The sequence below is a fragment of the Desulfomicrobium salsuginis genome (assembly GCF_054657795.1).
The window spans coordinates 1074783-1087202 of sequence record NZ_BAAHYA010000001.1 but is presented as its reverse complement, the minus strand read 5'-3'; the positions used below and the strand labels follow the sequence as shown (position 1 = coordinate 1087202).

General features: G+C 45.4%; 9 protein-coding genes and 2 pseudogenes. 10 read left to right on the top strand and 1 reads right to left on the bottom strand.

Features of this window, described 5'->3' with window-relative positions; translation table 11 throughout:
- The first annotated feature begins 32 nt into the window (after nt 1-32).
- Both ACYQ3G_RS04895 and ACYQ3G_RS04890 read left to right on the top strand, forming a co-directional pair.
- Nucleotides 33-992, top strand: coding sequence for an FkbM family methyltransferase (locus ACYQ3G_RS04895; protein WP_459823022.1), 960 nt, complete (start codon nt 33-35; stop codon nt 990-992).
- A gap of 303 nt (nt 993-1295) precedes the next feature.
- Nucleotides 1296-1661, top strand: a pseudogene (locus ACYQ3G_RS04890) (class I SAM-dependent methyltransferase); the annotation flags it as partial.
- A 150-nt stretch (nt 1662-1811) separates the two neighbouring features.
- Here the strand turns inward: ACYQ3G_RS04890 and ACYQ3G_RS04885 are convergent.
- On the bottom strand, nt 1812-3164 hold the full coding sequence (locus ACYQ3G_RS04885; protein WP_459823019.1) for an IS1380 family transposase: 1353 nt from the start codon (nt 3162-3164) through the stop codon (nt 1812-1814).
- 350 nt (nt 3165-3514) lie between these two features.
- Between ACYQ3G_RS04885 and ACYQ3G_RS04880 the strand changes: the two genes are divergently transcribed.
- The 8 genes and pseudogenes from ACYQ3G_RS04880 (at nt 3515) to ACYQ3G_RS04845 (ending at nt 12406) form a co-directional block, all read left to right on the top strand.
- The gene (locus ACYQ3G_RS04880) at nt 3515-4603 is read left to right on the top strand and encodes a glycosyltransferase family 4 protein (protein WP_459823016.1); all 1089 of its coding nucleotides are present in this window, start codon (nt 3515-3517) and stop codon (nt 4601-4603) included.
- Nucleotides 4528-6447 (top strand): ABC transporter ATP-binding protein, encoded by a 1920-nt coding sequence (locus ACYQ3G_RS04875; protein WP_459823014.1) that lies wholly within the window; start codon nt 4528-4530, stop codon nt 6445-6447. Before ACYQ3G_RS04880 ends, ACYQ3G_RS04875 begins: the two co-directional genes overlap by 76 nt.
- Entirely contained in the window at nt 6440-7513 is a 1074-nt protein-coding gene (locus ACYQ3G_RS04870) for a glycosyltransferase family 8 protein (RefSeq protein ID WP_459823012.1), read from the top strand. The genes ACYQ3G_RS04875 and ACYQ3G_RS04870 overlap by 8 nt, the downstream gene beginning before the upstream one ends.
- A complete protein-coding gene (locus tag ACYQ3G_RS04865) occupies nt 7506-8678 on the top strand; it encodes a glycosyltransferase family 4 protein (RefSeq protein ID WP_459823009.1) in 1173 nt (390 codons plus the stop codon). Before ACYQ3G_RS04870 ends, ACYQ3G_RS04865 begins: the two co-directional genes overlap by 8 nt.
- A 2-nt stretch (nt 8679-8680) precedes the next feature.
- Nucleotides 8681-9640: a glycosyltransferase family protein gene (locus tag ACYQ3G_RS04860; RefSeq protein WP_459823005.1), complete on the top strand. Its 960-nt coding sequence runs from the start codon at nt 8681-8683 to the stop codon at nt 9638-9640.
- A 267-nt stretch (nt 9641-9907) separates the two neighbouring features.
- Nucleotides 9908-10152, top strand: a pseudogene (locus tag ACYQ3G_RS04855) (hypothetical protein); the annotation flags it as partial.
- Nucleotides 10153-10165: 13 nt separating this feature from the next.
- Entirely contained in the window at nt 10166-11164 is a 999-nt protein-coding gene (locus tag ACYQ3G_RS04850) for a glycosyltransferase family 2 protein (RefSeq protein ID WP_459823002.1), read from the top strand.
- Between the two features lie 153 nt (nt 11165-11317).
- Nucleotides 11318-12406, top strand: a complete 1089-nt coding sequence (locus tag ACYQ3G_RS04845) for a glycosyltransferase family 4 protein (RefSeq protein ID WP_459822999.1) — start codon at nt 11318-11320, stop codon at nt 12404-12406.
- Nucleotides 12407-12420 lie beyond the last annotated feature (14 nt).

Below are 12420 nucleotides of genomic sequence, written 5' to 3'. Positions count from 1 at the left end.
TGCGCAATGAAGTAATTATGAATGAGTATAGTATGATAAATCCATATAATTCTCCTATTGTCATTATTGATATTGGCGCTGCTCAGCCAGATCATGTGCGTTGGCAAGCATTTCCTCATCGTGTTGTTGTTGGATTTGAGCCCAATTTGGACGAGTTTAGGAGTCTGTGTTCTTCGAAGAATGTTCGGTTTTACAACATTGCCGTTGGATCTGTAAATGGCACTGTTCCACTGTATGTCACAGGATATTGGAGTAATAGTTCGATATTGCGTCCGAATATTCCATTACTCAAGCAGCTTGCCTATAATTTAGCCCACTGGGAGGTAGTAAAAGAGATTGGGGTAGCGTGCTCGACACTTGATGACGCGCTGAGTGGAGATGGTTTGCTCCCCAACTTTATCAAGGTTGATACGCAAGGCTCAGAGCTGTCTATTCTGAGTGCAAGCCCGCGATCCTTGGCCAATGCTTTCGGCCTTGAGATCGAAGTCGAGTTTTTGCCTTTGTATGAAGGTCAGCCGTTGTTTGAAGATGTCCAATCTTTTATGCGACAGCAAGGCTTTCAATTGATGGATTTGGGCAACAGGCTTAATGTGAAAGGGCGGAACTCGGTAGCGCTGGGAGGCGATAAGTCTAATCTAATTTCTGCCGATGCGCTTTACTTTCGCAGTCTGGATTCTCTTGAGCCTGCGCTATGCTTTTGGGGGGTAGCTGAACTTAATGCCGCTACGGCTGTATGCATGGCCTATGGATATGATGATTATGCATTTGAGTTGTGTTTACGGGTTCAGCAGTGCAATTCTGATTTGCAAGCGCATGCGTTAGATATTAATAAATTATTATCAGCAAAAATAGAGCTATCGATTTTGCAGCGGATAAAGCGAGCAGCTTGGATACAGGCGTTTGGGAAGTTATTTCGTGCTGTAGGAGATCGTATAGTTATTGATAAGCAGTTTGGAAAAACTGCATGCTGGTTTTCTGGTGTTGGAAATTAATGCGTAATGTCGCTGTGTTGTGGAGATGTGGCTATGAGAGGAGATTTTTTGAGAAGAATGTCTAATAAAATGTTGCTCAAGACCCTTTCTTAGTATTCGGAGATGGCGCGTGAGGAAAAGTTGCAGAGTTACATCAAGATAAGCTATGATGCACGTACTCAGGGGTACGTCGTGCTCTTGTGATGCCTCACTGTCCGAGGGTATGATAGAGATTGAGTTTGGAACAAGTTTTGACCTGAGAGATAGGCAGGCATGCCACTTGCTGTTGAAAATTTTTGAAACTGACAGAGTGCTGGATGTGGGGGGCATAACTCTCTCAAGCATGCAGACGTAGTTGTTGATATTGATTCAGAAGAGAGTTCGCATCGTAATAACAACAGGTTGAAACTATTTTCTCATCAGGAGCTTGTTCAGGCCACGGTTGAGGCACTCCCTTTTACAGATAACGAATTTGACTATGTGTTTTGCTCTCAACTACTGGAGCATGTAGAAAATCCGGCCCTAGCATGTGCGGAGTTGCAACGAGTGGCTAAGAGGGGTTTTATTGATACTCCAAGGAGTTGCTGTGACCTTGTCTTCAGCCATCAAGATTGTCGATGGCTTATTGATAAAGTAGATGGAATACTTCCTGAATCCGTGGACATCTGCTGTCAAAACTGTCCACTCTAAATTTTGAGCCCTTTTTTTCAAAAAATGGGTAAACGTTGGCCACTCAATTTACTTTTGATGACCTCTTATTCTTTCAAGAGTTCCTGGACACCGACTTTTTGCAGTTTTCAGACGTACTACTCCTAGGAATGCAGCCTAATGGCCCTTTCGTTACGCCGTCTTGAGACGATAAAACAGGTCAGAGACCACCCTGAACCATGGCTCCGGGCAGGAGACATGCAGGATCACCTTGCGTGCATGGCGGGTGATCCGGGCGCAAATGCTCATCATGCTCCGCATGACCGTCTTGGTTCTGCGACGGTTGGCTTTTTTCAGCCCCAGCATCCGAGCCACAACCAAGTCCACGGAGGCCACCCGAAGCATGTTGTAGACCAGCATGCCCAAACGCAGAAAGGGTGCATTCACGGCAAACTTGCCCGACGGCAGGCGTTCCATGTCCATCTCGGTCTTGAATTCCCCGTGGTGCTGCTCGCTGGTGCCCCGCTTGCGATACAGCTTCAAAGCCTGATCGGCATCGAATTCCAGGTTAGTCCACAAAACGCAAACGCGGACCTCTGGAATCATCATGAACACACCGTCCTTGCTCAACACTTCCGTGACCTCGAAAACCTGACGGACAGGCATGTTCTTCTTTCCGATCTCGCACATCACGAAGCCCCGGTAGATCCGGCCTTTTTCTCGGGACGTTGCGAAATTCTCTACTTTCTGCGCATGCTCCTTGGCCGTGGCGAGCCAACCGGTCACCGGCTCCCTGCGCAGATTGTGCTTGATGATGAAGCCGGTGCGCGACTGCGTGCACAGAGTCTCCAGACGCTCCTTGCTGTCAAATCCGCTGTCGGCGACCACGAGAACGTTCGCATCCACCATGGACTTGGCGTACCCGAGGCTCTCCAGGATAAACTCATCCGTGCCCTCGCAACTGGAGTGGCTCGATCCGGGACGAAGCTTGCCGTTGACCATCCAGCCGCCACCAAGATGAGCAAAGATCGGAGCGAAGCCGAATCTCTTGTCGTACGTCGCGCTGGCACCTTCCTTCTCGGTGTCGGCGTTATCGAAAATGCTGACGTCGATATCAAGGCGCACCCAGTGCTCTTTCTTGTTGTCGTCCCTGGTCATCTCGATAAGTTCAGGCTGCATTCCAGTCTTCTTCCACAACTCGACCGAGCAGCGGGGCAACTGGGCATCCAGGTCAGTTTCCAAGGCGGTCCGCTGAAACCGTTGCCGCAAAATCTCGGCGGAAGGAACGCGTCCAAGGCCAAGGCTGGTCGCGAAGAAATCGTCGCCGTAGTACTCACGAACATGGTCGAAATCCGTTTTGCCTTGGCACACGAGGCCAGCCAATGTGCGGAAAATTTCACGCTCCTTGATCTGCGGAGCTTTTCCAGGCCCAAGACGGTCGACCAGTGTATCCAGACCGCAAACCCTGGTCATCTCGCTAATCAGAGCCAGACCGACATGGCCAATGTTGTTTCCTTCGTTTCGCTTGATATCGGTGATGAGCATTGCAAACTCCTGTCGCACCCAATGGGTGCAAAAAATCATTCAGGAAAAGCAGGCTCAATATACCGGTATCATTGATTTATTTCAAGTACAAAATGTTTCAAAACTGTATGTTCAATGTAACTTTTTCACGGATTTAGGATACTTTTTTTTAGATTAAAGCCAATAAGAATGACGCATAGTGTTTTATTTAAGCATTGGGGAGTGCTCGCTTGGCAATTAGACGCAGAAGTGCGAGAACGAATTGAGAGAACATATAAGAATGTTTCAAATAATTCCTTTGAATGGAAAGGAAGATTCGAATATAAAGTTGTTGAATCATGGTAAATGTCACGACGTACTTGTTATAACACATGAAAAAACTGTCTGTTCTTTTTATCTGTCCACGATTCGGAACCATCCATAGAGGTGTTGAAACCTTTGTAGGATCGCTAGTTGTTCAGTTGTCGCGATACGACATGCAGCCCTCAATATTGTCTCACTCGCACGAGTTGGTGATTCCCGGTGTGGAAATGATCTTTTCAAGCGTGGTGAAACGAGAGTGGACTGACAAATTTGACAAAATAAAGCTGATTCGCAAGGTTTTGTCAAGGTTCAACCTGCGCCCGGGTGCAACACTGGAAAGCGCGAGTCTGTATTGGTTTGCTGTCCTTCGCCCACGAAAGCATGTTTTTGACGTTGTTGTCCCGGTTGGTGGGGAGTGGACATTCGCTCTGGCGCGGAAATATTTTCCAGACGCGAAGGTCATTAGTTGGGGGCAAGCAGGGCCTGTCGAGAGCGAGTTGCTACTCTCTGACGCCTTTATTGCCGTCACGGAAGTTGACGCGCAACGGGCAGCGCTACTGACTGATAAGCCAATTTTTTGCATCCCCAATGGTGTTGATGTGGATGTATTTACGGTGCAGACAGGCCAACCCCCAATTCCCACCATTCTTTGCTGTGCCGCCCTGACGGATTTTAAGCGATTGGATCTTTTGTTGGATGCTGCGGGCCTTCTTGACCGCTCTGTGCGTATTGTGCTTGCAGGACAAGGTCCTCAGGAAGCCTCGTTGCGAAAGCATCCCACTTGTCAAACGCACTGGGTTGAGTTTGTCTCACGCCCCTGGAATGAAATGCCGGCGCTCTACAAGGACGCAACAATTTTCAGTCTTCCCTCGCCTGAAGAAACCTTCGGCATAGTTTTTCTGGAGGCTCTCGCCACGGGTTTGAATGTGGTTGCTCATGATTCTCTTGCGCAGCGCTTTGTTCTTGGCGACAGAGGGTATTATGCCGATGTTTACGATGCCAAAGCTTATGCTGAGCAACTCAATAATGCTTTGAAGGCAAGGGATGTCATGGCAAACCGCGCAAGAGCTGAGTTGTTTTCGTGGCAGCAAGTCGCAGAAAGATTCGTGTCAGTGGTGGCGCAATTGACAAACTCTTGCAGTGGCATCTTAAAATGAAAGCGCAAAAATCTTCAAAATGGTTTTCTGAACTACAACAGCTTGGCTGTTACATCGACAGACGCGAGCGGGTAAGGCTTTATGTTCTGGTCTTGTTATCACTGTTGCCCGCCTTGGCTGAATTATTTGTCGCTTCAGCTATTGCTCTCCTTGCGCTGGCTTTTAGTGCTCCTGAGAAAATCTATAATAACTTTTTTGGGCAGTTTATAATTAGCTCATTGGGTTTTAATTTTTTACTTGATCAGCGCATGCTGTCTGTGTGTTTAATTGCGATGCTTTGTGCTGTCATCGCATTAAAAAATGCACTTACGCTATATCAAGCTTATTTTGGGTGCCAACTATGCGAATCTATCTCTCGTAATTTCATTTTAAAAATTTTTAGATTTTATCTTTATGCTCCATGGAACTGGATTGTGCGCAATAGTAGCGCAGATTTGCAATTTTCTATTAGTACTGCGTTTCAAGTTGGTCAGATGATGCTGTTCGTAAGCTCGTTCATAGCTGGATGTAGTACTGTGATTATACTTGCAGTTGGTGTGATTATTATTTCCCCTGTGCTTTCAGGTATTTTTTTGCTTGTGGGTGGCGGGGGAGGCTTGCTGATCCATCAAATCTCCAAAAAATATCTGGACGAGCTCAATAATAAAATTGTCCAGCAACAGCAAAAGTTCGGCAGGAGCGCATATTTTGCTCTGCACGGCTTACGGGAAACCAAGTTAAACAACCTGGAGACGCGGGTTTATGGTCATATTCGCGAGCAGTCTGTTTTATTGAGTAGCCAAGTCGCTACTAAAACTGCCTTTTCGCGCATCCCTTTTTTGCTTATGGAATTTTTCGCATTTCTTGCGCTGACGTTACTTTTGATTGTTCTTTTGTATGTTCAGCAGATGAGCATGGAAAAAACCATAGCTATAATGAGTTTTTTGGTTGGCGTAGCATGGCGTATTCTGCCGGCTATCAATAAAACAACGGAAGCAAGTTTGTCTATCAGATCATTTTATCCGCATGTCCGAATTCTTCTGCAAATCTATGAACAGGAAGAGCGGTTTAAGCTGTCATATAGAGAGCCAGAAGAGGGCTTGGGGCCAAGTTTTTCAAAAGTTATTTTAATTAATGAACTTGAGTATACGTATCCCGGCGCGGAAGCGCCCGCCGTCGCTGATATCAGCTTTGCAATCCCAAAAGGAACGATGGTGGGGATTGTCGGGCTTTCAGGTGCGGGTAAAAGCACCTTGGTCTCGTTGCTCACAGGGTTGCTGCGCCCGGACAAGGGTGGAATTTTGCTCGACGACGCGCCTCTGATCGAGGAGATTCACCCTATCTGGATGCGTTCCGTTGGGTATGTGCCCCAGTCTCCGTTCTTTTTTAATGATTCATTGGCGGCCAATATTGCCCTGGCTGATTGGGGGAAGGAAATTGACCGTGAGCGTGTGCTGGAATGCTGTAAGCTTGCGGTGCTTGACTTTGTCGATCAGCTGGAAGACGGAATCGATACTCCCATAGGTGAACGAGGCGGGTGCCTATCTGGTGGGCAGGCCCAGCGAGTGGCTATCGCCCGGGCGTTATATTCCAAACCCAAGCTGCTCATTTTTGATGAGGCTACCAGCGCACTGGACCAGCGTAATGAAATTGCCATTCACAACACTGTGTTATCGCTCCGTAATGAAATGACGTTGTTGATAATTGCGCACCGCCTGACAACCGTAGCTGATTGCGACTCAATAATCTGGATGGATAATGGCAGAATTCGTGCCATAGGTAGGCCGCACGAGGTGCTGCCGCAGTATACTGAATATATGAATTTGCATGGAGCATCTCTGGGTAACGAGGTGATTAATGCGTGAGGGGACTACAGTCAGTCCTTTGGCGGCGTTTCGGTCAGAGCTCGGCGTTGTGCCCGTTGTTTCGGCCATAGACGCTAATTTTGTGCCGGTTTACAGCGTTTTCCTAGCGTCGTTGCTTGCGCATAGTAAGCCTGACAGATTTTATGACCTTATTCTGCTGACAGAGAATGTATCTGCTGATGCGATGCATGCGTTTCAGACACAGGTATGGTCTTATGATCATGTTTCCTTGCGCTCAGTCGATATGACAAATTATCCCGTACCTTTTTTGGACAAGGTTGGCTTTAAGAAGCCTGCTTTTTTTCGTCTGATTATGCCTGATCTTTTACCGGAGTACACAAGGGCCGTATACTTGGATGCGGATACTGTGTTGCTGGATGATGTTGCAAAGCTTTATGACGCGTTGAAGTACGGTTTTGCAGCAGCGATCCCAGACATCACCATGCAGGCGTACTATAATAATCCTAAGGTAACGGAGGATTACCTTGGTTCCTATGGGAATATAGGCACATACTGGGATAAACATCTCAACCTCAGCGATAAGGCCAGGGCTGCATATTTTAATTCCGGTGTCCTGGTTTTTGATTTGGAAAAAATGCGTCAATCCAATATTGTCGATAAGACTATGGCATTGCTGCGCACAAAGCCATTTATTTTTCCTGATCAGGATATCCTCAATATCGTTTTTGATGGAGACGTTCAGAAAATTTCCCTCCAGTGGAATTTTTTTCAGGCGCTTAACCCAAAGCTTGAGTACCCTGACGATGTGCTTGCAGATCGAGCGCTGTCGGCAAAAAAAGTCTGCCTTATCCACTATGCATGGAAAAAACCGTGGATAGAAGTGGATAGCGTTCCATACGAGGAATACTTTTGGTTCTATGCCCGGCAATCCATCTATTATGAGCAGCTGTTGACGAGAAGGCAAAATGCTGCGCAGGCTCGGCGCTTTTTTGTCAAAATGCGTCACAGGCTGGCTACAAGCCAGTTGATGAAACTTGTGAAAGGACGATTTCCAACGACTTATGATGCAATTCGCACCAGCTGGAGGGGGGCAAGGCGTGGCTGAGCATTTACGCAATTCAGTTGTTATAGCTGTAGACTGCTCGGTATTTGCCTATTCTCACGGTGGTTTGGCCTCATTTTTTCGCCCTTACCTGTTGCAGATGCTACGAGCGTATCCTCAATATCGCTTTTATCTTGTTGCGCCAGAAATCGTTGATTTGGACGAGTGGAGTCAATTCTCCAACGTTTGCATAGCTTTTTATTGTGATACAAAGCCCTTGTTTTGCGGCAAAGGGCGTTCGTTGCGCAAAATCTGGGAGCTATCCATCAAGCTACATCAGGTGAAAGCTGACTTTTTGTTGAGTCCTTACTATGCTTTTTTTATACCCATGCGGTACAAGCAGAAAAGTATCATTACTGTGCACGATACATGCTTTTGGGATGTTCCCCAGTTTTTTTCTAGCTACGATCGCTGGACACACAAGGTTTTATTGGCTTGGAACGCGCATCTTGCATATTCCGTTTTGACCGTATCAGAAGCAAGTAAGAAACGACTGCTGCTCAATGTTCCCGGTTTAAAGGAGGATGCTGTCGCAGTTGTATACAACGCGTGGGATGACGAGGGTGATCTCGCTCAGCAGGAGTCGTCGTATGGCTCCAGGCTACAGTTTCTTCTTAAAAATGCACCTGCAAATCTTCTGTTATCCAGCGGTGGTTTTAGCGGTACAAAAAATATAGATATCGTTCTAAAAGCGTTGCGGCTTGCAGTTGATAAGCGCGAAGACATCGGCCTTGTTTTGACAGGTAATGCGCGATATGCTGGAGAGCTATGGCAGATGATTGATATGCTCGAATTGGAAGAACATGTTTTTCCTACCGGAGTTGTTTCCGACGCTGAGATGCGGTGGCTTGTGAGTGAACGCTGCGCTGCGGCTGTGTGCATGTCCAGATATGAAGGGTTTGGCCGCAGTCTTGTTGAGGCCATGCACGCGGGGCTTCCGCTTCTTTGTTCCGATATGTCGACGAACAGAGAAGTTGCTGGTGATTATCCGGAGGTTTACTGCGCTATTCAGGATGTGGAAGCTTTAAGCCTGGCCATGGTAAACGTGGTGGATTCCCCCAAGCGTGCGCCTGTTTTTGATGAACGTTTTTCACTTGAGCGTAACTGGAAAATTTTTGCAAGCCGAATTGACGTTGTGCTTCAAGAAGTTTTGGGCTCAGGGAGGTGAGAATGCAGCCTATCGCTGTTATCAATTCTTTTGCCAACGAGTACACCACCGCCGGTTATTTTGTGGAGGCTCTGAATGATATGGGTGTCGCGTATCAACAGTTTCATCCAAAAGAGCAGCGAATTATTCCTAAGGATTTTGCAATGCGGTTGTATATCGACGATGGGACGCATTATTGTATCTATCCTGATGCGGATGTGCTTAAAATTTTATATGTAATAGATACCCATACTCGGCTTGATTTAGATATGTATATGGCTCGGTTCGCAGATGCTGTTTTTTGCGCTCAGTTTAATGCAGTTGGGCCGCTCAAAAGGATTTGTAGTAATACATCGTGGTTGCCTTTGGGGTGTTCGCAAAAATGGCATAGATGTAAGAACCCGCCTTTTCAATATGATCTGGCTTTTATTGGTGGAGTGAATGACCCAAAGCGAGAAATGTATTTGAGCTTTTTACGGAAAAGATACGCTAATCGCTCTTTTATTAATCGTGCAAACAAGTCAAATATTGGAGAGATTTACTCCGGATCGCGGATCGTTTTTAATATTTCCATAAATAACGACATCAATATGCGTTTTTTTGAGGCGCTTTGTAGTGGCGCTCTTCTTATTACGGAGCGCATTCAAAATAATGGAATGGAGCGACTGCTCCAGAGTGTCGATAATCCGGTGTGCCTCTTTTTTGATACTCTGGAAGAGGCCGTTTCTCTGATTGATTACTATCTTGAGCATGAAGATGAGCGTCAGGCTATTGCTCAACGTGGTAAGCTATTTTCCGAATCACAAACATATATGGCGCGTACGAAAACAATTTTTGAAGAATGTTCGTCATTATATCCTAAAGGTGCAAACAAAGCTTCTTATTTATGCAATTGTGCAATTCTTGATGTGCTCGAAAGTGGAATAAGAGATACTTCTGGGAGGTATTTTAGAAGATTCAGGCAGGCGATTAAAAGATGCTAGGCGATGTATAAAGATCTTTGCAATGATTCCTTGTAGTTGTTTTGGCTGCTCGAGTTGTATAATCCGTCTCCTTCACTTGTGAAGTATAGAGCGCATTTAATATCTAAACTAAATAGTCTGTCCTGAAAATATGACAATATCCAGAAATTTATTGAAGTTTGTCGAAGATAATGTGTTGTAAATAACCAGTAGCGTAACAGAAATTCATTTTTATGGTCGAAATCACTCTTAGGTAACTGACGATGCAACCCAAAAAGTCAGCTCGGCGCCGCTATCAAGCCAATCGTCGGCCATCTCAAAAGCGATCACAGGATGCTTCGAAACTATCTTAAAGGTCAGATTGGGGATTCCGTAAACCAGTTCATGGCCTGTGCGGCCTTCAACTTTCTGAAGTTGATACGGATGCTGTTTTTTTGTGTCTCAAATTACTTGGGGTCGTTTTTCGATCAGATATTCGGCCGGTACTGCTTGTGCCTGAAGGGTCGTATTTAGAGTTTTTCAGGATCGATTAGTTAAGAAATATTTATGTCATGCCAGCCGAAAGTTTCAGTCATACTTGCCGTATATAACGGAGAAGAGTTTTTAAACGAATGTATACATTCTATTCGAATTCAGACTCTTTCAGAGTTTGAATTTATTATTGTTGATGATGCATCGACAGATGCTACTCCTGATATACTAAAACGTCATGCTGTTGAAGATAGTCGTATAATTATTTTAACAAATGAGCAAAATAAGGAACGTTCATTTTCTCGAAATCTTGCCATAAAATTAGCCCAATCTGATTTAATTGCAATCATGGATGCTGACGATGTTGCCGCTCCGACGCGTCTTGAGAGACAGTATGAATTTATGCTTTTGCGCACAGATGTTTCTCTTTGCGGTTCGTTTATGTCTTATCTTAATGAACGTGGGATGTGGAGCAATTATTGCGATGACCATATGATACGTGCGCATATGCTATTTGAATGTCCGCTTGCGCATCCAACAGTTATGTTTCGTCGTAATATTGTTGTGGACGTTGGTGGATACGATGAAAACAACTTTGTTGCCGAAGACTATGCATTGTGGGCAAAGCTGGCAGACAATGCTAATGTTCATTTTGCAAACATTCCAGAAGTATTAGTGTACTATAGGACGTATCCTCATCTTGACCGTCAAGACTATTACAAAAAACAACGCGACGGGGCGAGTGAGGTGCATAAAAAGTTGCTAAAGCGGCTTAACGTTCCTATCTCCCCTTCAGTTTTAAATCTGCATTGGCTTTGCACTGGTTATTGCACATTATCCATTCTAGACTTGATGCGAGCAAAGCGTTGGCTAAAAGTCTTATTGCAGGTTAACGAGTCTTGCCATTTTTTTAGTCATTCGGCGCTGAGTGCTGAAATTGCTGAACGTCGTTGCAGGCTGTGCGCGCAAACGCCAATAAATTTGAAAACTTTTTTGCGACCTTTGTGGCATCGTTTGCCTAGTAATATTCGGTCTTTTGTTAGGAGTTTTGTGGAGCGCGTGAGGTGTCATTAAAGCTATCGATCTATTTTTTATCTACAGTGCTTTGTAGGTAGTATTGAATACTGACACAGATAGATTGTATATTTGTTTAAGATTTTTTTTCATAGCGACTATTTTTTTTGTTAGGCATATTTGTAATTCGCAATATATTTATAAGGAAAAATCATGCGTATAGCAATTATCGCTGATTTTGATGTCATGGGGGGCACACGAACCTATTTCGAGTTACTTGCAGGTATGTTGCATCGTGAAGGGCATGAACTTGTCGGGCTTGTGCCCAGCGCGGCGGAAGATGACGACTTTTTTGACCAGATTATGCGGAATAAGTTCCGCGCTTGGTGTACATTTCCATCCCGGAGAGGATTTTTTTCTACGCGGCAACCTTTTGCCGCTTTTTGGGAGTGGAAGCGTCTGCTTCCGTTTATTCTGCGGTATAAACCACAAGTACTTTTTTTTACACATGGAACGCCTGGGCACTGGTTGTCATGCCTTTTGTTGCCCTTGCCTTCAGTTCATGTTTTGCATAGTTGTGTGTTATCCAACAAACCTCCTGAGTGTTGGATTCTTCATTTATTCCTCAGGCGGTTGGGTAGAAAGAGATGTCTTTGTACCGTTTCTCATTTTGCAGCTGGACTTATTAATAATGCGTGGAATGTGCCCACAACCGTAATTTATAACCCAGCATCATATAGTTTTGCCGGACATTTCGATGTGCGGCCAGGATGCACGCGCATCATCACCTTGGGGCATGTAGTCGATTATAAAAATCCTTACACTTGGGTGTGTGTTGCCCATCGTGTTTTGGCGCGTCATCCAAATGTTAGCTTTATCTGGTATGGAGATGGTCCGTTGCTTGAGCGTATGCGCAATCTCTCAAAAGGACTGGATGGCGTGTCATTTCCCGGCAGAATCACAAGATTGCAAAATCCATTCAAAGATGGTGCCGTATATTTTCAGCCCAGCGATCTTGAAAGCCACGGTATCGCTGTAGTGGAGGCCATGTGTAATGGTTTACCCTGTGTTGTTTCCTGCGCGGGTGGCTTGCCTGAATCTGTACAGCACGGTTTCAATGGCTTTGTGTTGTCTCCTGACGATGCTTCTGGAATGGCAGATGCCATCTGTTGCCTCTTGGAAGATTCTGACATGCGGAACGACTTTGGTAATGCGGGGAGAATTTTAGCACAGGAAAAATTTTCTTTGGAGCATTGGGAAAAAGAAATCCTTGCCCTCATTAATAATGTTGCCAGAAGTTAGTTGTCTACACTTTA